The organism is Pseudomonas thermotolerans DSM 14292 (assembly GCF_000364625.1).
Classification (GTDB): Bacteria; Pseudomonadota; Gammaproteobacteria; order Pseudomonadales; family Pseudomonadaceae; genus Aquipseudomonas; species Aquipseudomonas thermotolerans.
In genome coordinates this window covers 1-20192 of sequence record NZ_KB822626.1, presented here as the reverse complement: position 1 = coordinate 20192, position 20192 = coordinate 1, and the positions used below count along the sequence as shown (strand labels likewise).

Sequence of the window (20192 nt, the reverse complement as noted above, 5' to 3'; positions counted from 1 at the left end):
TTGGCAGGAGGCGCGCAGGGAAAGCCGACGCGCCGTGCTAGAGTCGGTCCATAACAACAACACGGACGAAGCCATGCGCAAGATTGCCATCGCCCTGCTGGCCCTGGTCGTGCTCGGCCTGGGCGTGTTCTTCAGCCTGCCCGGCCTGCTCGATCAGCGAATGAACAGTGTCGCCAACCCGGCCCCCTATCCGGCCGGTGCGTCGGCCACTACCCTGCACCAGCAGCTGTTCGTCGCCGACCTGCACGACGACGCCCTGCTCTGGCCACGCGACCTGCTGCGCCGCCACGACCACGGACACAGCGACCTGCCGCGACTGCTCGAAGGCGGCGTCGCCCTGCAGGTGTTCGCCACCGTTACCAAGACCCCGCGTGACCTCAACTACGAACGCAACGACGACGCCAGCGACAACATCACTCCGCTGGCAATCGCCCAGCGCTGGCCGGTGGCGACCTGGACCAGCCTGCTGGAACGTGCCCTCTACCAAGCCAAACGCCTACAACGTGCCGCCGCCGACAGCAACGGCCGCCTGGTGCTGGTCACCAGCCGCCGCCAGCTGGCCGACTTCCTCGCCGCCTGGCAGCGCGATCCGCAACGTCTCGCCGCAGTGCTCGCCACCGAGGGGCTGCATCCACTGGAAGGCCGCCTGGAGAACCTCGACCGCCTGTACGACGCCGGCTTCCGCATCGCCGGACTGACCCACTTCTTCGACAACGAGGTCGGCGGCTCCGCCCACGGCATCGAACAGGCCGGCCTGACCCGCTTCGGCCGCCGGGTGGTTGCGCGTCTGGAGAAGAAGGGCATGCTGATCGACCTGGCGCACGCCTCGCCGCGGCTGATCGACGACGTGCTGGCCATCGCCACCCGCCCGGTGCTGGTTTCCCACACCGGCGTACAGGGTACCTGCCCCGGCCCGCGCAACCTCAGCGACCGGCACCTGCAGGCCATCGCCGCCAGCGGCGGGCTGGTCGGCATCGGCTACTGGGACGCGGCGGTCTGCGACACCTCGGTGGCCGCCATCGTCAGGGCGATCCGCTACACCGCCGAGCTGATCGGCGTCGAGCACGTGGCGCTCGGCTCCGACTTCGACGGCGCCATCCACGCCCCCTTCGACACCAGCGGCCTGGCGCAGCTCACCGAGGGTCTGCAGCAGGCCGGCTTCGACGAGCGAGAGATCGCCGCGATCATGGGCGGCAACGTGCGCCGCCTGCTGCTCTCCCAGCTGCCGGAAGAGTGACGCCAGACCACGGGTGAGCCATGCGCCACTTCGCCGCTCCGGCATCTTGCTTTACACTGGCGACCGTTCATTCCTTAACCACCTGAAGAGATTCCCGTGCTCAAGGCACTCAAGAAGATGTTCGGCAAGGGCGACGGCCAGGAGCCGACCCAAGCCACGCGGGCCCCGGCGCCCGCTGCCGTGCGCGACGAAACTCGCGATTCGGCCAGGAAAGACGACAGGTCCCCGCGCAACGACAAGCCGCGCACTCCCAAGGGCAGCGCGGAGCGCAAGCCGCGCAGCGACAAGCCCAAGTCCGACAAGCCCCGCCAGGAACGCCCCGCCAGGCCGGCGCCGGCGGCCAGCGCCTGGAAGCTGGAGGACTACGTGGTCGAGCCCCAGGAAGGCAAGACCCGCTTCCACGACTTCCCGCTGCCCGCCGAGGTGATGCACGCCCTGCAGGATCTCGGCTTCCCCTACTGCACGCCGATCCAGGCCGGGGTGCTCGGCTACACCCTCAAGGGCCGCGACGCCATCGGCCGGGCGCAGACCGGCACCGGCAAGACCGCCGCCTTCCTGATCTCGATCATCACCCAGCTGCTGCAGACCCCGCCGCCCAAGGAACGCTACATGGGCGAGCCGCGGGCACTGATCATCGCTCCGACCCGCGAACTGGTAGTGCAGATCGCCAAGGACGCCCAGGCGCTGACCAAGTACACCAGGCTCAACGTGATGAGCTTCGTCGGCGGCATGGACTTCGACAAGCAGCTCAAGCAGCTGGAGGCCCGCTACTGCGACATCCTGGTGGCCACCCCGGGCCGCCTGCTGGACTTCCACCAGCGCGGCGAGGTGCATCTGGACATGGTCGAGGTGCTGGTCCTCGACGAGGCCGACCGCATGCTGGATATGGGCTTCATCCCGCAGGTCCGGCAGATCATCCGCCAGACCCCGCCGAAGGCCGAGCGGCAGACCCTGCTGTTCTCCGCCACCTTCACCGAGGACGTGATGAACCTGGCGCGGCAGTGGACGGTGAATCCGGCGATCGTCGAGATCGAGCCTGAGCACGTCGCCAGCGAGACCGTCGAACAACGCGTCTACGCGGTGGCCAGCAGCGACAAGTACAAACTGCTCTACAACCTGATCACCCAGAACAGCTGGGAGCGGGTGATGGTCTTCGCCAACCGCAAGGACGAGGTGCGGCGCATCGAGGAACGCCTGGTGCGCGACGGCATCAGCGCCGCGCAGATGTCCGGCGACGTGCCCCAACACAAGCGCCTCAAGGTCCTGGAAGGCTTCCGCGAGGGCAGGATCCGCGTGCTGGTGGCCACCGACGTGGCCGGCCGCGGCATCCACATCGACGGCATCAGTCACGTGATCAACTTCACCCTGCCGGAAGTCCCCGACGACTACGTGCACCGCATCGGTCGTACCGGCCGCGCCGGCGCCAGCGGCACCTCGATCAGCTTCGCCGGCGAGGACGACGCCTTCGCCCTGCCGCCCATCGAGGCCCTGCTCGGTCGCAAGATCACCTGCGAGATCCCCCCGGACGAGTTGCTCAAGCCGGTGCCACGCCGCCACTGAGGGCGCTCCTCCCGAAAGGCGAAGCCCATGGCTTCGCCTTTCGCATGTGTGCCGCCTGCCTTCGGCGCTTTTCCCGCAGGCAGGCGGCCAGCCTGTATCCTGCATCGACGATGGAAGCGTCCCATCGGGAAACGGAGGCCCATCCCATGACCCTCAAGCTCAATGCCGACGACCTTGCCCGCGCGGTCAGCGCCGGCATCCTCCAGCCCGGCCAGGACCGCGCGCTGCTCGACTTCCTGCGCAGCCGGCCGGAGACCCAGCCCAGCTTCCAGTTCGCCCACGTCGCCTACTACTTCGGCGCCCTGCTGATCATCGGCGCCATGGGCTGGCTGCTCACCAAGGCCTGGATGAACATCGGCGACGGAGCCCTGCTGGTCATCGCCCTGGCCTACCTGCTGCTCTTCCTGCTCACCGGGCGCAGCCTCTGGCAGCGTGGCCAGCCGATTCCCGGCGGCCTGCTCGGCGCCGTGGCGGTGAGCCTGACGCCCCTAGTGGCCTTCGCCGTACAGCGGCTCAGCGGCTTCTGGCCGCTGGACGACGGCCAGGACGACTACCGCGACTACTACCGCTACGTGCACGTCGGCTGGCTGAACATGGAGGCCGCCACGGTGGCGGTCGGTCTGCTGGTGCTGCGCCTCCTGCCCTTCCCCTTCATCGTCATGCCCATGGCCCTGGCCCTGTGGTTCATGTCCATGGACCTCACCGAGCTGGTCAGCGGCGGCAGCCTGGACTGGGATACGCGGAACTGGGTCTCCCTGTGGTTCGGCCTGGCCCTGCTGCTCGCCAGCCTGTTGGTGGACGGCCGCAGCCGCCAGGACTTCGCCTTCTGGGGCTACCTGGCCGGGCTACTGGCCTTCTGGGGCGGGCTGACCCTGATGGACAGCGACAGCGAATGGGGCAAGGCCTGCTACTGCCTGGTCAACCTGCTTCTCATGGGCGCCGCCGTGCTGCTGCGCCGCCCGCTGTTCATGGTCTTCGGAGCCACAGGGGTGGCTGGCTACCTGGGCCACCTGGCCTACGATGTGTTCCGCGACTCCCTGCTGTTCCCGGTGGTGCTGATCCTCATCGGCCTGGGGCTGATCACCCTCGGCGTGGCCTACCAGAAGCGCCGCGACGCCCTCACCGAGTCCCTACGCCAGCACCTGCCGGACGGCCTGCGGCAGCTGCTGCCGGCGCTGCGCCGCTGAGTGCCCGAGGTTGACCCAGGTCAGCGCCCGCCGATCGGGCAGCAGCTAAGCTGAAATTCAACAGGGTCAATACGGGAGGAAGTCAGATGGAGCATTTCATGATGATGCTGGTACCCCTGCTCATAGGCTTCCTGATGGTGGGTGTCGGCTTCAACTATCGCGAGCAGGAATGGGGCGTGCGCCTGCTCAGCGCCGGCGTGGTGGTGCTGCTGGTGCCGATCCTGGTGAAGATCTACCTCAGCCTGCACCTGGCCTGATTCAGCGTCTCCAGCGCTCAGCAGCCGCCAGGTCGCTGTCGCGGCCTTCCACCCAACGCGGCCCCTCTGGGGTGTCCTCCTTCTTCCAGAAGGGCGCGCGGGTCTTCAGATAATCCATGATGAAGTTGCAGGCCTCGAAGGCCGCCTGGCGGTGGGCGCTGGCGGTGCCGACGAAGACGATGGGCTCGCCCGGCTGCAGGTGGCCGACCCGGTGCAGCACCTCCACCCCGAGCAGCGGCCAGCGCTGCTCGGCCTCGGCGACGATCCTCGCGAGAGCCTTCTCGGTCATCCCCGGAGCGTGCTCGAGGAACAGCGCGGCGACGTCCTGGCCGTCGTTGAAGTCCCGCACATAGCCGACGAAGCCCACCACCGCGCCTATGCCGCGGTTGGCGGCATGCAGGGCGTTGAGCTCGAGGCCGGGATCGAAGGTCTCCGACTGGACGCGGATGGCCATGCTCAGCCCCCCGTCACGGTGGGGAAGAAAGCCACCTCGTCGCCGTCCCGCAGTGGCTCGTCCAGGCCACAGAGCTCCTGGTTGCGGGCGCACATCAGGTTCTGCTCGGCGAGCACCGCCCAGGCGCCGCCACGGGCCAGCAGGTGGTTGCGCAGGTCGTCGAGGCTGGCGAAGCCGTCCTGCCAGGCCAGCTGTTCGCCGTCCACGCCGATGGTTTCGCGGTAGCGGGCGAAATACTGCACGCGGATCATGGCTCGACCTCCGCCTGGAAATGGCCGCTCTTGCCGCCCAGCTTCTCGAGCAGGCGCACCCCTTCGATGACCATGCCGCGATCCACCGCCTTGCACATGTCGTAGAGGGTCAGCGCCGCCACGCTGGCGGCGGTCAGCGCCTCCATCTCCACCCCGGTCTGTCCGACCAGCTTGCAGCGCGCCAGGATGCGCACCGCGTCCACGCCGTCCGCCGCCAGCTCCACCTTGACGCTGGTGAGCATCAACGGATGACACAGGGGAATCAGCTCGGCAGTCTTCTTTGCCGCCTGGATGCCGGCGATGCGCGCCACGGCGAACACGTCGCCCTTGGGGTGGGCGCCGTCGACGATCATGCGCAGGGTTTCCGGGCGCATGCGCACCCGGGCCTCGGCCAGCGCCTCGCGGGCGGTCACCGCCTTGTCGGTGACGTCGACCATGTTGGCGCGGCCTTGGGAATCGAGATGGGTCAGCACTGCAGGTCTCCTCGGGCGGGCCTGCGAATGGCCCGCGCAGAATGGATTGTATACAAAAAAACACCGCCGGGCGGCGATGACCGCCCAGCGGCGCGTCCCGCCTGTGCGGGAGCTACATATTGGCTTCGGCGTACTCGGCGAGGATCGAGCGCGGCACGCCCTGCAGGGTGACGTGCACGCCATGCGGGAAGTCCTTGAAGCGCTCGGTGAGGTAGGTCAGCCCGGAGCTGGGCGCCGACAGGTAAGGGGTATCGATCTGCGCCAGGTTGCCCAGGCAGACCACCTTGGAACCGGTGCCGGCGCGGGTGATGATGGTCTTCATCTGGTGCGGGGTGAGGTTCTGGCACTCGTCGATGAGGATCAGGCTCTGCTGGAAGCTGCGCCCGCGGATGTAGTTCAGGGATTTGAACTGCAGCGGCACCTTCTGGAGGATGTAGTCGACGCTGCCGTGGGTGCTCTCGTCGTCCATGTGCAACGCCTCCAGGTTGTCGGTGATGGCCCCCAGCCAGGGCTCCATCTTCTCCGCCTCGGTGCCGGGCAAGAAGCCGATCTCCTGGTCCAGGCCCTGCACGCTGCGGGTGGCGATGATCCGCCGGTAGCGCTTGCTGACCATGGTCTGCTCGATGGCCGCGGCCAGGGCCAAGATGGTCTTGCCGGAGCCAGCGGCGCCGGCCAGGTTGACCAGGTGGATGTCCGGGTCGAGCAGCGCATAGAGCGCCAGCGCCTGGTAGATGTCGCGCGGGCGCAGGCCCCAGGCCTCTTGGTGCATCAACGGTTCCTGGTGCAGGTCGAGGATCACCAGCTCGTCGTTCTCGATGCCCTTGATCCAGCCGACGAAGCCCTGCTGGTCGATGATGAACTCGTTGATGTGCACCGCCGGCAGGTTGTCGGTGAGTTGCACGCGGTGCCAGGTGCGGCCGTGGCCCTGACGGGTCTCCACCTTGCTGACCCGCTCCCAGAAGGAGCCCTCCAGGGTGTGGTAGCCCTTCGGCAGCAGGGAGATGTCGTCGACCAGCTGGTCGGTGTGGTAGTCCTCCGCCTGGATGCCGCAGGCGCGCGCCTTCAGGCGCATGTTGATGTCCTTGGTGACCAGCACCACGGAGAAGCCGGGCTTGCGGGTCTTCAGCTCGACCAGCTGGTTGATGATCTTGTTGTCGTTGAGGTCTTCCGGCAGCCAGGTGACCGGCTCGGCGCGCTTGCTCATGAGGATCGACAGGAAGCCGCAGCTGCCGCCGGTCTCGCGGGGGATGGGCACGCCGTGCTCGACCTGTTCCGGGGTGGCGTTGCCGAGGATCTTGTCGATCAGGCGGATGGCCTGGCGGCACTCGGCGGCGACGCCCTGCTTGCCGCTCTTCAGCTTGTCCAGCTCCTCCAGCACCGTCATCGGGATGGCGACGTGGTGCTCCTCGAAGTTGAGCAAGGCATTGGGGTCATGGATCAGCACGTTGGTATCGAGGGCGTACAGCGTCGGGGCAGTGGGGCGGGTGCGTCCGTGGTCATCCATACTCGGTCACCTTCTGCTGCGGGGGCGGGTGACGGCACGCTGCAACAGCGCTCCGCCAGGGAGGCCGTCGCCTTCTCGGCCGCAGGGCACGGGAGGTTTGCAAGCAAGGCATGGGCCGGGGGCCGCCACCTGTGATTGCAGGTTTCGACGGTCTTGTTTTCGTAATAACCCAAAAAAGATGACAAGAAAAATGACTTTTCGGTTTTTGGAGGTTTATTTGTATGGGCGACGAAAAAGGCTTGGCGTGCCTTCCTCCACCCCGTTAAAGTCCTAAGTCCCGCCTGCCGGCAGTGGTGCATCCCGCAGCCCCGGCAACACAAATTGCAACGTCTGCCCGCATCACCGACCGCCTTCTTGCGGTAATCTCGCGCCCCTTCAAATTCCCTGCCTCCCCCGCGCCCCTGTGCCCGCGGGCGGAGCCATTCATCCCTGCACAATGAGGAGCAACCGTGACCGAAGCCCGTTACACCGCCGCCCAGATCACCCTCCACTGGTCGAGCGCCATCCTGGTGCTGGCGATCATCGCCCTGCCCTACGGCGGCGACCTGTTCGCAGGTCTGCTCGGCGGCCCCGGCGAAGTCTTCACCCTGCACAAGTCCCTGGGCCTGCTGGTCATGGCGCTGACCGTGCTGCGCCTCGCGGTGCGCGCCCGCCACGGCGCGCCGCAGGTGCTGCCGGCGGAGGCCCGCCTCAACCTGCTGGCCGCTAAGACCGGCCACGCCCTGCTCTACCTGCTGCTGGTGCTGATGCCGCTGAGCGGCCTGCTGTTCGGCAAGCGCCCACTGAACCTGTTCTGGCTGGTGGAGATTCCCCCGCTGCCGCTCTCCGAGACCGTGCGCGGGCTGGCCAAGGACTTCCACGTCACCGCCCAGTTCCTGCTCTTCGCGCTGATCCTCGGTCACGCCGGTGCGGCCATCTGGCACCACCACGTGCGCCGCGACGGCGTGCTGCGCGCCATGCTGCCGGCGCGTGACTGATCCGCGCGCATCGATAGCCGCAGGCCCCGCGCTCCCATAGGTGGAGCCGGGGCCGTCCGTCAGCCTACAATCGCGCCTCGCCGAGAGGAGACCGAACTGATGCTGATGGTGATTTCCCCCGCCAAGACCCTCGACTACGAGACCCCGCCGGTCACGTCCCGCCATACCCTGCCCGAGCATCTGGACCATGCCCAGGAACTGATCACCCAGCTGCGCGAGCTGACCCCGCTGCAGATCGGCGAGCTGATGGGCCTGTCGGACAAGCTCGCCGGGCTGAACGCCGCGCGCTACGCCAGCTGGCATCCGGACTTCACCCCAGCGAACGCCAAGCAGGCCCTGCTGGCTTTCAAGGGCGACGTCTACACTGGGCTGAACGCCGAGGATTTCAGCGACGACGATTTCGACTTCGTCCAGCGCCACCTGCGCATGCTCTCCGGTCTCTACGGCGTGCTGCGCCCGCTCGACCTGATGCAGCCCTACCGCCTGGAAATGGGCACCAAGCTGGCCAACGCCCGCGGCAAGGACCTCTACGCCTTCTGGGGCGAGCGCATCAGCGGCTGGCTCAACGAAGCGCTGGCCGAACAGGGTGACGATGTGCTGCTCAACCTGGCTTCCAACGAGTACTTCGGCGCCGTGCAGCGCAAGGCCCTCAAGGCACGGGTCATCGACACCGAGTTCCGTGACCTGAAGAACGGCCAGTACAAAATCATCAGCTTCTACGCCAAGAAGGCCCGCGGCCTGATGGCCCGCTACGTGATCAAGCACCGCCTCACCGACCCGGCCGCGCTGCTCGACTTCGACAGCCAGGGCTACTACTACTCCGCCAAGGACTCCACGGCCGACCGGCTGGTATTCCTGCGCGACCAACCGCCGGCCTGATCCGCCCTTTCCTGGCGATCCCCGGACGCTCGCCAGCCGTCCCTCAGCTGACAGCTGAGCCTGTCCGCTCCCGCTCCTGCGGAACGGGAGTCCCGCCTGGGAGGATCGCCCATGAGCCGCATCGCCTTCATCGGCCTCGGCCACATGGGCCTACCGATGGCCCGCAACCTGCTCAAGGCCGGTTTCCAGCCCAATGCCTACGAGCTCGTCAGCGAGGCCGTGGCGTAGATCGCCACCGACTCGGCCAAAAGGATCCACCGGCCGCCGACGAGCTCGGCCTGCTGGAGGCGCCGGTCTCCGGCGGCACCGCCGGCGCTGGGGCCAGGGCAGGAAGGACTTCTCGCTGGCGCAGCCCCTGTTCGGCTCGCCGCGGGCACGCCGCCCCATCCGCCAAAGCGGGGCGACGCGGTCTCGAGCATGCGGGGAATGGGCTCAGTAGCGTTTGTACGGGGCGTAGCGCGGCAGCGAATGGCCGTGACGGGAGTGCGGCGCGTCGTTGCGGTAGTAGCGCTGCAGCTTGATCTTGGAGGAACTCTTCTTCGCCGGCGCCTGGTAGCGGTGCGGCGCGTTCTTGCCCTGGTACTGCGGATGGGGATGCTGGCGGTAGCTCGGCTGCGGGCGGTAGTGCTGCGGATGGTAGCTTTTGTGAACGTCGTAACGCCGCTCGAAGTGCCGGTTGATGTGACCGTCGGGGTACCGGTAGTGGTGGCGGTCGTGGGCGCTGTAGTGACTGCCGCCGTCGTAGCGGGAGACGTAGCCGCGCCGGTCGTGGCGGTCATCGTCGTAGTAGTAGGTGGAGCAGCCCGACAGCCCCAGACTGCACAGCACCATCAGCAGGATTCGACTGATCATGGCGGCCTCCTTACGGCCACAGGGGGAACATCGCCGGCAAGCGCCGGCTCCAGTTCCTTGGACAGACCACCTCGATCCCGGTGCCACCCGCCCGGGACGAACTTCCATTTCCAGTTGTTTCAGCCTGCGCCGGAATGGCGCGATGGCGCCATGACGGCACCGACGTGCCAAGCTAACATGCACAGGTCTTTCCCGAGTCGCTCTTCATGTTCGTCACACCCTCGCGCAAATCCCGCCTGACCCTCTTCCTGCTGCTCGCCATACTCCTGCCGGGTGGCCTAATCGCCACCAGCCTGGTCAGCTACTACGCTTCCCGTGACAGTATCCGCGATCAGATCATCGACACCGAGCTACCGCTGGCCGCGGACAACGTCTATTCGGAGATCCAGAAGGATCTGGTGCGCCCGACCCTGATCGCCTCCATGATGTCCCGCGACACCTTCCTGCGCGACTGGGTGCTGGCCGGTGAACGGAACGTCGAGCAGATGACCCGCTACCTGACCGAGATCCAGAACTACTACGGCACCTACACCAGCTTCTTCATCTCCGAGCAGACCCGCACCTACTACCAGTCCAAGGGCGTGCTCAAGCAGATCCGCGAAGGCGAGCCGCGGGACGCCTGGTACTTCCGCATCCTGGGCATGGACGACCCTTACGAGATCAGCGTCGATCCGGACCTGGCCAACGACGACCGCCTGACCTTCTTCATCAACTTCAAGGTGTTCGACTACCACGACAGGTTTCTCGGCGTGGCCGGCGTCGGCCTCACCGTGGATTCGGTGGTCAGTCGGGTGGACGAATACCAGCGGCGCTTCGACCGCAGCATCTACTTCACCGATCGCGAAGGCCGCCTGGTGGTGACTGGAACCAGCGGTGGCCCGCTCGGTGCCAGGCGCGGCCAGTCGCTGCGCGATATCCCCGGCCTGGAACCGCTGCTCGCCACCCTGCCGGAGCCGCACGCCGGGCGCTTCGGCTACCAGGCGGAGGACGGCAGCCACCTCATCAACGTGCGCTACATCCCCGAGCTGGATTGGTACCTGTTCGTCGACAAGAACGAGGAAGGCGCCCTTGCCTCGGTGCGCCGCACCCTCTACCTGAACCTGCTGCTCTGCACGCTGATCAGCGCCCTGGTGCTCGGCCTGGTGTACCTGGCCATCCGCCGCTACCAGCAGCAGATCGCCGCCCTGGCGATCACTGACCAGCTCACCGGACTGCTCAACCGCCGCGGCTTCGACCTGCTGGCCAGCCAGGCGCAGCAGGAGGCGCAGCGCGAGCAGAGCCCGCTGAGCGCCCTGCTGATCGACCTCGATCACTTCAAGGAACTCAACGACAATCAGGGCCACCTGGCCGGCGACCTGGTGCTCCAGGAGTTCGCCAAGAGCCTGCAGGACAACCTGCGGAAGACCGACATCGTCTGCCGCTGGGGCGGCGAGGAGTTCATCGTCCTCCTCAAGGACACCAACGCCGGCACCGCCGGCCAGTTGGCCGAAAAGATCCGCCAGCGTACCGAGAATCTCGTGCTCCCCTTCGAGGACCAGGAGCTGCGCTTCACCACCAGCATCGGCATCGCCGAATGGCAGAACGGCGACAGCCTGCAGCGTCTGATCGGCCGCGCCGACCAGGCCCTCTACCGGGCCAAGCAGTCCGGGCGCAACCGGGTCTGCGTCGAGCCGCCGATCAGTTGAGCACCATGAACGACGTCGATCCGACCCGTTGCCCGCTGTGCGGCCGCCCCAACCGCTGCGCCCTCGCCACCCCCGGCGCCGACACCGGGCCGGACTGCTGGTGCTTCACCACGCCACTCGATCCGCGCGCCCTGCAACGCCTGCCGGCGGAGCTGCGCAACCGTGCCTGCCTGTGCCCCGCCTGCGCGCAGCTATTGCCTCCGGAATCCAGTGACTTAGCCGCGCCCAGTTGACCGCTGGTCAAGAAATGATCGGAATCTGGCTGTTTTTCAAGCAGAATGCCCCTGTTTTCGGATACCAGAAGACCGTTGGGACTGGGGAATGATTGACCGTTTGGGGGAAGCTCTGAGGCTCTGCGCGGCCGCTTGCGGTCTGCTCGTGGCGTCCGGCGCCTGGGCGCAGGCCCAGCTGCCGAGCGCCGAGGAACTCAACCGCCTGGCGCCGAAGGCCGACCTGAAGGCCCTGCGCCTGGCCCTCACCGCCTACCAGTGCGCCAGTCGCGGCGAGCCGCACCAGCTGCTGACGGTGATCGACTATTCGAAGCCGTCGCGCGACAAGCGCCTCTGGGTGTTCGACCTCAAGGCCCGCAAGCTGCTCTTCGAGGAATGGGTCGCCCACGGCAAGAACAGCGGCGAGGACGTGCCCACCACCTTCTCCAACGTGCCGAACAGCTACCAATCCTCCCTGGGCCTGTTCAGCACCGGGCAGACCTACTACGGCAAGCACGGCCGCTCGCTGCGCCTGGAGGGCCTGGAGCCGGGCATCAACGACAACAGCATGGCGCGCGCCATCGTCATGCACGCCGCCGCCTACGCCGATCCCAAGGTGGTTCCCAGCCTCGGCCGCCTGGGCCGCAGCCTGGGCTGCCCGGCGGTGCGCCCGGCGATCGCCGGCAAGCTGATCGACACTCTCGGCCAGGGCAGCTACGTGTTCGCCTACTACCCGCAAAAAGACTGGCTGAACCGCTCCCTGTACCTCAGCCAGCGCAGCTGCCCGCTCGGCGAGCGCACCACCCTGGCCAGCAAGTGACCGTGCGGGGCGCCGCTCAGGCGCTCCTCAGCAGCCCTCCAGCTGGGCCAGCACCCCGTCGACATCCACCTCGTCGAGCTGCTCGCGGCGCAGGAAGCGCTCGCCGTATTCGCGGTATACCCCGCTGGTCAGGAACAGCCGGAACAGCTGCGGGTCGATGTGCCCGTCGCGGGCCATGGCGGCGAGGATGCGGATCGACTCCGAAAGCGTCTTCGGCGCCTTGTAGGGCCGGTCGGCGGCGGTCAGCGCCTCGAAGATGTCGGCGATCGCCATCACCCGCTCGGGAATGCTCATCGCCTCGGCGCCGATGCGCCGCGGATAGCCGGTGCCGTCCATCTTCTCGTGATGGCTGCCGGCCAGGGTCGGCACCTTCCGCAGCTGGCGCGGGAACGGCAGGGTGCTGAGCATGATGATGGTCTGCACGATGTGCTCGTTGATCTTGAAGCGCTCCTCGGCATTCAGGGTGCCGCGGCGAATGCTCAGGTTGTACAGCTCGCCGTAGTTGTAGGCATGTTCCGGCGCCTGCATGTCGAAGCCCCAGACGTTGCGCGGGTCGTCCCGCGCCACCGGCGGCTTGCGCTCGCCCCAGGGCACCAGGTGCTCGGGGCGGTCGGCGAGCAGGCGCTCCTCCACCGGCAGCGGCTGGACCGGCACCCCGGCCAGGCGCTCGGCCTCCTCGTGGGACAGCCCGAGGCGGTCGTCGAAGTGCCGCCACCAGCGCCGCTCGGCGATCCTCCGCAGGCGCTCGATGTCCGCGTCGCTCATCGACTCGCCGCCGATGTTGGCGTTGGCGACGAAGGCGAAGTCCTCCTGCAGCTCGCGCCGGCGCTGCTCGAGGACCTGCGCCAGGGCCTGGCGATCGCCGCCGCCGGCGAGGCCCTGCCAGTAGTCGAGCTCGGCGTCGCGCCAAAGCACCTCGAAGCGGGTACGGATCTCGTGGATGCGGTTGTACAGAGTCTCCAGCTTGGTGGCCTTGTCCACCACGTATTCCGGGCTGGTGATCTTGCCGCAGTCGTGCAGCCAGGCGGCGATGTGGAATTCGTACAGCTCGTTCTCGTCCATGCGGAAGTCGGCATAGGGCCCGCTGTCCGCGGCCAGCACCTTGTCGAGGAGCATCTGCGCCAGCTGCGGGACCCGCTCGCAGTGCCCGCCGGTGTAAGGACTCTTGGCGTCGATGGCGTCGGCGAGCAGCTTGATGATGCTGTCCAGCAGACGCCGCTGGGCCTCCAGCAGCTGGCGCGTCTCGATGGCCACGGCGGCAGCGCCGGACAGCTCGTCGACGAAGCGCCGGAACGGCTGCTGCACGACACCACCCGCCTCGTGCTCGGCGGCCAGCTGCAGCACCAGGATGCCGAGCCGCTCGTGGCTACGGTCGTTGAGGGCCACCGCCAGATAGTGGGCCTGGCTCTGCAGCGCCTGGTTCACCGCCTCGGCCAGGCTCTCGGGACCGCAGGCGGCGAGTTCGAGGCACCGGGGAAAGCCCTGGCTGCCGTACTGGGCGGCCAGGCCCAGGCTGTCCGTGGCGTGGTCGTGCAGGTAGACCGCCCCGCCCGCCCCGCCGGTGGCCTCCACCAGGCGCTCCAGCACACCGCCGAGCATGCTCTCCAGATGCGTCTCGCGGCTCAGGGTCAGGGTCATGGCCTGGAAGTTGTGGATGGTGCGCGACATCCGCCCAAGCACCCTGCTCAGTTCTCCCACCTCGGTGACCCGGGAGGCCACCCCCACGTCACGACTGAAGTCATAGCCAGCCAGCCCACGCACCTGATCGGCGAGGATCCGCAGCGGCTGGCCGATGCGCTGGCCGAGTGCCCAGCCGATCAGCAGCAGCAGGGCGATCAGCAGCATCGCCCAGAGGGCCTGCTCGTAGAGTACCTGGCGCGCCCCGGCCAGCAGCTCGCGGGCCGGCACCGCGATCAACACCCGGAGGTCCTGGTCGGCGAAGCTCGACAGCGGGGTCTGCATGCCGTACCACTCCTCGCCGCCCACCAGGTAACGGCGCGGGCCGTCGGCTCCCGGCGGGTCGGCGAACACCCGCTCCAGGCTCGCCACGCCCAGCTCGCCGATGTGCGACAGACGCAGCTCCTCGCCCTCGCCGACGATCACCCGCTGCAGATCCGGATAGGCCACCACCCGGCCCGCGCCATCCACCACCGCCATCTCGGTGCCGGTGGTCATGCGCAGGTCCTGCACCTCGCCGCCGAGGTCGTCCACCGAGGCGTCCATGCCGATCACCGCGCGGCCGTCGGCACTGCGCTGGGCGAGAGTCAGGCCGATCTCGCGGGTAGTGAAGAACACGTAGGGATGGGTCAGCACGGTCTCCGCCTGGGCCAGCGCCTCGTCGAACCAGGGGCGGGTACGCGGATCGTACTGGTAGTCGGGGCGCACCTCGGCGCTCAGCTGGATCAGGTCGGCGTCGTAGAAGCGCCATTCGCCGACCATCCGGCCGGCCTGGTCGAGGCTCTGGCTCTGCACCAGGAACTCGGCGTCCGCCGGCGCGGCGAGCCGTTGGCGCACGTCGGCCTCGCGCAGCCGGCGCACCAGCAGGAACTCGCCGTTGCGGTAGCCGACGTAGACCGCGCTGAGCATGTGGTTGGAGTTGAGGGTCTCCACCAGCAGCGGCAGACGCTCCAGGCGTTCCGCCAGAGTGGTGGCGGAGGACAGCGATTCGTAGGCGAGCAGGCGAATGGAGCTCTGCACCGGGTCGATCAGCCGCCGCGCCCGTTCGTTGATGGTCTTGCCGAACTGCTGGGCACTGTCCCCGGCGGCTACCACCAGGGTGCGCTGAATGCCGAAGTAGCCCTGTAGGGCCAGGGCAGCGCCGAGCAGCAGGGTGCTCAGCATGATCGCCAGGGCGATCAGCAGCTGTAGGGAAATGCCGCGTGTGGGCCGATCGTTCATGCCTGGCGCCTCCGCGTCATCGGCACGCGAGCGTCACGTCCCGGCGACGTCGCCGGGTAATTCTCCCTACCGCGAAAGCCTGCATCGAAATGCACACCCATCCTGCAATCCCTGTCAGCCCGAATGTCCCCCGACAGCGCCGCAACGGCGTCGCGCCGGAGTCGCATTCAGTGTAATCGGCGCATGGAAAAGCGCAGCGGTTATTCCGTATTGATCCTTAAAAACCGCTCGATGCTCCTTGCATGCCCAAGGCCCGGTTGCTTAAATCAGGACAAAAGGTCAAGACATGACCAAATGGTCACGTCCGCCATCCAAGAAGCCCACGGTTGTACGCGCTGCGGCGCAAACTGGATTCCTGCCTGAGCAAACCTAGCACCGGCGTCCCTCCAGCGCGGTCCTTTGCTGATCCTGACCTCGGGTACAAAACCCAACAAGAACTCCCTCCAGCCTGACATTCAGCTGTCACGTTCAGGCGCTTAGCTACTGCCGAAGAAGCCCGGCGGACGGCGATCCCGTCCGCCTTGCCCAAACTGCGCCAGGAGGAAGACGACATGAGGCCAGAAACCGCTGTCGTTCACGTGCACGACAACCACTACAAGGTTCACACCGAGTTCCACTCCTGCCCGACGGCCCGCAAGACCATCATCCTGGTCAACGGCTCACTGGCAACCACCGCCTCGTTCGCGCAGACCGTCCGCTACCTCCAGGAGCACTTCAACGTGGTGCTCTTCGACCAGCCCTACGCCGGGCAGTCGAAGATCCACAACCACGGCATCGGGCTGATCACCAAGGAGGACGAGGCGCACATCCTCCTCGACCTGATCGAGCACTACCGGGTCAATTACCTGATGTCCTTCTCCTGGGGCGGGGTCGCCGCGCTGCTCGCCCTCGCCCAGCAGCCGGCGCGCATCGAAAAGGCGGTGGTCGGCTCCTTCTCGCCGCTGCTCAACGATGCCATGCTCGACTACCTGAACAGGGGCGTGCGCTACCTGGAGGCGCTGGACCGCGAGAACGTCGCACGACTGGTCAACGACACCATCGGCAAGCACCTGCCCTCGCTGTTCAAGCGCTACAACTTCCGCCACGTCAGCAGCCTCGACGAGCACGAGTACCGGCAGATGCACGCGCACATCCGCAAGGTGGTCAGGCTGGACAGCTACTGCCACCTGAACTGCCTGGGCGCCATCCACATCCCCGTGCTGTTCGTCAACGGCGACCGCGACGAGTACACCACCCCCGAGGATGCCCGGCTGTTCGCCCGGCATGTCCGGGACTGCGAATTCGTCACCATCCGTGGCGCCGGACACTTCCTCGACATGGAGAACAAGGAGGCCTGCCAGCAGATGCGGCGCGCCCTGCTCGGTTTCCTGCATCCCACGCCCAGCCTGCAGCCGCGCTTGCCGCTCGCCGACTTCGAGCTGCAGCCAGCCCTGGCGCTATGAGAAGGCCATGTCCCTGGCCCGGCAGTCCCGAGCCACTATCGCTCGGAGCGGGCTTCATTTCCCGGCGCAGTTCTGGTACAAAGGCAGCCCATCAGGCGGGCGTCGTATAATGGCTATTACCTGAGCTTCCCAAGCTCATGACGAGGGTTCGATTCCCTTCGCCCGCTCCAGATTCCGCTGAAAAGGCCCTGTCTCGACAGGGCCTTTTCGTTTCCGGCCTCATGCGCCTCCGATTTCCCACCGGATGTTTGCGACCTGCGATTATCGGCGGGTCGGCCGGTCAGGACTTGCGCGACAATCGGAAGACGGAAAAATGGATACACACGCGTGTATCCACATGCTAAGCTGCTCCCAATGAAAGACGCCGCCATCCGAATTCGCGTAGAGCGAGAACTGCGCACCTCCTTCTTAGAGGCTTGCCGAACCACAGAGCGACAGGCCTCTGACGTCCTGCGCGAGTTCATGCAAGCCTATGCGGAACGTTATTTGGGCGGACAGGGCGACTTGTTCCCTAGTAAGAAGCAAGCGAAGAAGCCAGCGCCAAAGAGGGCTTCCGCATGACTGCTAGGATAGGGCGATCCGTAGAAAGGCAGCTGGGACAGCGGCGGCCACCGCTGTCCCAGCCTAACCACAACCCTACTGCGAAGGAGTAGAGCTATGGCTGTTGAGCATCATATAACGCTGGAGGGGTGCGCTGACACCCTTGCTTACGCAAGCGTCACGACTTCACCAGCACCGACCATGTCTGACGTAAAGGCTAGCGCCAAGAAAACCAAAACATTTTCCGTCATATCCCTTTTCTCTGGATGCGGAGGCATGGACCTTGGCTTCAAGGGTGGCTTTGAGTTTCTCGGGAAACGGTATGCAAAGCTGCCTTTTAAGCTTATTTGGGCTAACGAGATTAATGAAGCAGCCTGCAAAACATATCAGCGGAATCTCGGATCACATATTCATCAAGGCGATATTTGGGAAATGATGGACAGCCTCCCTCCGAAGGCTGACATCGTAATTGGCGGCTTCCCCTGCCAAGACATATCAGTAAATGGTAAAGGCGCAGGCATTAATGGCAAACGTAGCGGCCTGTATCGCGCAATGGTGGAGGTCGTGCGCCGCGTGAGGCCCAAGATTTTTGTCGCCGAAAACGTTAAGGGACTGCTCATGCGGCACCACGCAGATGCGCTCAAAACAGTCCTCGATGATTTTTCAGAGCTTGGCTATTCAGTAACTCATAAGCTTTACTTGGCTGCTGACTACGGCGTTCCACAGACACGGGAAAGGGTATTGATTGTTGGCACCCTGCCCGGAGTGAGGCCATTTGAGCCGCCCAAGCCAATTCTCCCCTCTTCGCGCCACATTACAGCTAAGCAGGCCATAGATGATTTGTCAGGCCTCGATGAGGACGCGGGCATCAACCATGTTTGGAGTCGCGCGAACAAAAGCCCTGAGCAAGGAAATCGTCGCCTAATTCCTGACAGGCCAGGCTACACAATTCGGGCTGAGTGCCATGGAAATATCCAATGGCATTATGAGTTGCCACGCAGAATATCAATGCGAGAAGCTGCCCGCATTCAATCTTTTCCCGATGATTTCATTTTCGCATCAAAGTTGCGTGAAACTGAGCGCCAAATCGGGAATGCGGTACCTCCAGTCTTAGCTTGGCATATAGCCAAAGCTGTAGCTCAATCCCTGAAGTGAAGCCACACGACCAAAGCAAATACACCAGATCCTGTCGCGTGGACTCCTTCGGGTGCAGAATACGCGACAGGACTCTATGACAAAAGAAGAATTTGAAAACTACTTGAACGCCATAGCCTCCAAACTCAGAGATGAGGCTAGAGAAACGCCATTTTCCGTTGCGAAGCAGTTTGAGCAGCGCGTTCGAGAAATAACCAACGAAACAATCCAAATTCCTGGAATCGAGATCGATTTCAACCCCCACCCTCAAGCATTCCCCGACATAGAAATCGGCGAGTTCGGCATTGAGGTGAAATTCACAACAAACGACGAATGGAGGAGCGTCGCAAACAGTGTTCTGGAGACCAATCGCATCGAATCCGTAAAGCACGTTTACATCATGTTCGGGAAAATGGGGGGAACTCCGGATGTGCGATGGGGCGAGTACGAAAAGTGCGTCATGCATGTCAGAACATCCCACGTCCCACGCTTCGAGGTACAGATTGAGGCGCCCAGATCTCTATTCGAGATTATGGGGATTTCTTACGACGAGTTCCGGGTTCTCGAAATGCACGAGAAGATGCGCTACATCCGGAACTACGCAAGAAGTAGATTGAAGGAAGGGGAACGCTTATGGTGGCTAGAAGATGCGCCTGGCGAGGCCCATACCTTGCCCATGCAAGCTCGGCTATTCACCGAGCTAGAGCAGTCCGAGAAGGTTCGACTTCGCGCAGAGGCGATCCTACTTTGCCCTCAGATCGTTCAGTCCGGCAGAGCACGGCATAAATACGATGACGTTGCTCTATTCATGCTGACCTATCACGGCGTGATCTGCCACCAGACAAGAGATATGTTCTCTGCCGGTAGCGTTGGGAACCCGAAGAATGATGATAACGGCGGACTTTACATCGCACGCATGCTGAAGCTCATGGAAGTCGAGCTGGAGAATGCTGCGGCACGCATGGATGCTGCTCTTTTTGAGGAATACTGGGGCGCAGCTGTAGCCCCTGAGAAGAGAATAGAGGAATGGCTGCGTCGCGCCGACAATTTCGCAGCAGGAAGATGGAAACCTTCTGAAGAGTTGTTCGATGGTAGATACGCTAAGCCAAGAGGAACGTAGTGCGCGAATGCGCGCTATACGGCCGCATGACACAAAGCCAGAGCTTATTGTCAGGCGAGTTCTTCGTGAAATTGGCTTCCCAGGCTATCGACTGCATCCAAGAAACTATCCTGGAAAGCCAGATATAGCCTTCATTGGTCGAAAAAAGGCGATCTTCGTTAACGGATGTTTCTGGCACCGACATAATTGCAGACTTGGACAACGTCTTCCTAAATCAAACCTAAGCTACTGGCTTCCAAAGCTCGATCGCAACGTAGCACGCGACAAAGAAGCGTTTGAACAACTCATGGCTTTAGGATGGGACGTGTTGGTTTTATGGGAATGCGAAGTCAAAAACCATGAAGCCTTACGTCAAGCCTTGACAGACTTTCTTAGACCGCCGCGCATCTCTGGCAATAAAGACAGCGCGACAGCCCTTAATGCACCGTATGACGCGCCTACAAGTCGGCCACGACCATAGCACAGTTAAGGATGGTCTGAAGTAGCTCCGCATTTCTGGCTGACTTCAGACCTCGCTGTTTTTTGAAGCGGTCCATCGATCAAAAACTGCTCAGATCGACTACTTATGTAGGGCTTTTAGCCGCTACGCGTACCCCGTAGCAGCTATTCGCCGTGTTACAGGCGCACCTCTCCTGTGTTCGCGAGTAAATGCCGCCGCGCCATCCACAGATTCGACAGCGCAAACAGCGTAATCAGTTGTGCGGTGTTCTTGG

Annotated in this window: 19 protein-coding genes, 1 tRNA gene and 1 pseudogene; 15 read left to right on the top strand and 6 right to left on the bottom strand. The window is 64.7% G+C overall.

The features are described from left to right. Positions 1-73 precede the first annotated feature (73 nt). The 4 genes from H165_RS0116515 (at position 74) to H165_RS19795 (ending at position 4241) form a co-directional block, all read left to right on the top strand. Positions 74-1237 carry a dipeptidase gene (locus H165_RS0116515; RefSeq protein ID WP_017940051.1) on the top strand — a complete coding sequence of 388 codons (1164 nt, stop codon included), beginning with the start codon at positions 74-76 and terminating at the stop codon, positions 1235-1237. A gap of 96 nt (positions 1238-1333) precedes the next feature. Next, positions 1334-2797, top strand: coding sequence for an ATP-dependent RNA helicase RhlB (gene rhlB / locus H165_RS0116510; protein WP_017940050.1), 1464 nt, complete (start codon positions 1334-1336; stop codon positions 2795-2797). A 146-nt stretch (positions 2798-2943) separates the two neighbouring features. Then, positions 2944-3984 carry a DUF2157 domain-containing protein gene (locus H165_RS0116505; RefSeq protein ID WP_017940049.1) on the top strand — a complete coding sequence of 347 codons (1041 nt, stop codon included), beginning with the start codon at positions 2944-2946 and terminating at the stop codon, positions 3982-3984. Between the two features lie 98 nt (positions 3985-4082). Beyond that, the gene (locus tag H165_RS19795) at positions 4083-4241 is read left to right on the top strand and encodes a hypothetical protein (RefSeq protein WP_169333536.1); all 159 of its coding nucleotides are present in this window, start codon (positions 4083-4085) and stop codon (positions 4239-4241) included. Position 4242: 1 nt separating this feature from the next. Here the strand turns inward: H165_RS19795 and moaE are convergent, their stop codons facing one another. The 4 genes from moaE to H165_RS0116480 all read right to left on the bottom strand — a co-directional run bounded on the left by moaE (position 4243) and on the right by H165_RS0116480 (position 6923). Beyond that, positions 4243-4695, bottom strand: a complete 453-nt coding sequence (gene moaE / locus H165_RS0116495; protein ID WP_017940047.1) for a molybdopterin synthase catalytic subunit MoaE — start codon at positions 4693-4695, stop codon at positions 4243-4245. A 2-nt stretch (positions 4696-4697) separates the two neighbouring features. Then, the gene (locus H165_RS0116490; RefSeq protein WP_017940046.1) at positions 4698-4946 is read right to left on the bottom strand and encodes a MoaD/ThiS family protein; all 249 of its coding nucleotides are present in this window, start codon (positions 4944-4946) and stop codon (positions 4698-4700) included. Next, positions 4943-5419, bottom strand: a complete 477-nt coding sequence (gene moaC / locus H165_RS0116485; RefSeq protein WP_017940045.1) for a cyclic pyranopterin monophosphate synthase MoaC — start codon at positions 5417-5419, stop codon at positions 4943-4945. The genes H165_RS0116490 and moaC overlap by 4 nt, the downstream gene beginning before the upstream one ends. Before the next feature lie 112 nt (positions 5420-5531). Beyond that, a complete protein-coding gene (locus H165_RS0116480) occupies positions 5532-6923 on the bottom strand; it encodes a PhoH family protein (RefSeq protein ID WP_017940044.1) in 1392 nt (463 codons plus the stop codon). A 449-nt stretch (positions 6924-7372) separates the two neighbouring features. On the opposite strand from H165_RS0116480, the gene H165_RS0116475 reads away from it, so the two are divergent. From H165_RS0116475 to H165_RS20285, 3 genes and pseudogenes are all read left to right on the top strand, one after another. Continuing rightward, positions 7373-7900, top strand: a complete 528-nt coding sequence (locus H165_RS0116475) for a cytochrome b (protein WP_017940043.1) — start codon at positions 7373-7375, stop codon at positions 7898-7900. A gap of 99 nt (positions 7901-7999) precedes the next feature. Continuing rightward, positions 8000-8779, top strand: a complete 780-nt coding sequence (yaaA, locus tag H165_RS0116470) for a peroxide stress protein YaaA (RefSeq protein ID WP_017940042.1) — start codon at positions 8000-8002, stop codon at positions 8777-8779. 111 nt (positions 8780-8890) lie between these two features. Then, positions 8891-9001 (top strand): annotated as a pseudogene (locus tag H165_RS20285) (NAD(P)-binding domain-containing protein); the annotation flags it as partial. 210 nt (positions 9002-9211) lie between these two features. Here the strand turns inward: H165_RS20285 and H165_RS18965 are convergent. Further along, positions 9212-9631 (bottom strand): hypothetical protein, encoded by a 420-nt coding sequence (locus H165_RS18965; RefSeq protein ID WP_017940040.1) that lies wholly within the window; start codon positions 9629-9631, stop codon positions 9212-9214. A 206-nt stretch (positions 9632-9837) separates the two neighbouring features. Between H165_RS18965 and H165_RS0116455 the strand changes: the two genes are divergently transcribed. From H165_RS0116455 to H165_RS0116450, 3 genes are all read left to right on the top strand, one after another. Then, positions 9838-11316, top strand: a complete 1479-nt coding sequence (locus tag H165_RS0116455) for a sensor domain-containing diguanylate cyclase (RefSeq protein ID WP_017940039.1) — start codon at positions 9838-9840, stop codon at positions 11314-11316. A gap of 5 nt (positions 11317-11321) precedes the next feature. Further along, complete coding sequence (locus H165_RS19325) at positions 11322-11549, top strand: cysteine-rich CWC family protein (protein WP_081609372.1); 228 nt, start codon at positions 11322-11324, stop codon at positions 11547-11549. An 88-nt stretch (positions 11550-11637) separates the two neighbouring features. Continuing rightward, a complete protein-coding gene (locus tag H165_RS0116450) occupies positions 11638-12345 on the top strand; it encodes a murein L,D-transpeptidase catalytic domain family protein (protein ID WP_036987338.1) in 708 nt (235 codons plus the stop codon). A 27-nt stretch (positions 12346-12372) separates the two neighbouring features. On the opposite strand, the gene H165_RS0116445 is transcribed toward H165_RS0116450, so the two are convergent. After that, on the bottom strand, positions 12373-15243 hold the full coding sequence (locus tag H165_RS0116445) for an HD domain-containing phosphohydrolase (RefSeq protein ID WP_017940037.1): 2871 nt from the start codon (positions 15241-15243) through the stop codon (positions 12373-12375). A gap of 551 nt (positions 15244-15794) precedes the next feature. Here H165_RS0116445 and H165_RS0116440 point away from each other — a divergent pair. The 5 genes from H165_RS0116440 (at position 15795) to H165_RS19310 (ending at position 19939) form a co-directional block, all read left to right on the top strand. Next, a complete protein-coding gene (locus H165_RS0116440; protein ID WP_026146687.1) occupies positions 15795-16685 on the top strand; it encodes an alpha/beta fold hydrolase in 891 nt (296 codons plus the stop codon). Positions 16686-16780: 95 nt separating this feature from the next. After that, positions 16781-16855 (top strand) — tRNA-Gly (locus H165_RS0116435). Positions 16856-17342: 487 nt separating this feature from the next. Beyond that, the gene (locus H165_RS19315; RefSeq protein ID WP_081609371.1) at positions 17343-18380 is read left to right on the top strand and encodes a DNA cytosine methyltransferase; all 1038 of its coding nucleotides are present in this window, start codon (positions 17343-17345) and stop codon (positions 18378-18380) included. A 76-nt stretch (positions 18381-18456) separates the two neighbouring features. After that, complete coding sequence (locus tag H165_RS0116425) at positions 18457-19479, top strand: hypothetical protein (protein WP_017940035.1); 1023 nt, start codon at positions 18457-18459, stop codon at positions 19477-19479. Beyond that, positions 19448-19939: a DNA mismatch endonuclease Vsr gene (locus H165_RS19310; protein ID WP_017940034.1), complete on the top strand. Its 492-nt coding sequence runs from the start codon at positions 19448-19450 to the stop codon at positions 19937-19939. The genes H165_RS0116425 and H165_RS19310 overlap by 32 nt, the downstream gene beginning before the upstream one ends. Positions 19940-20192: the final 253 nt, after the last annotated feature.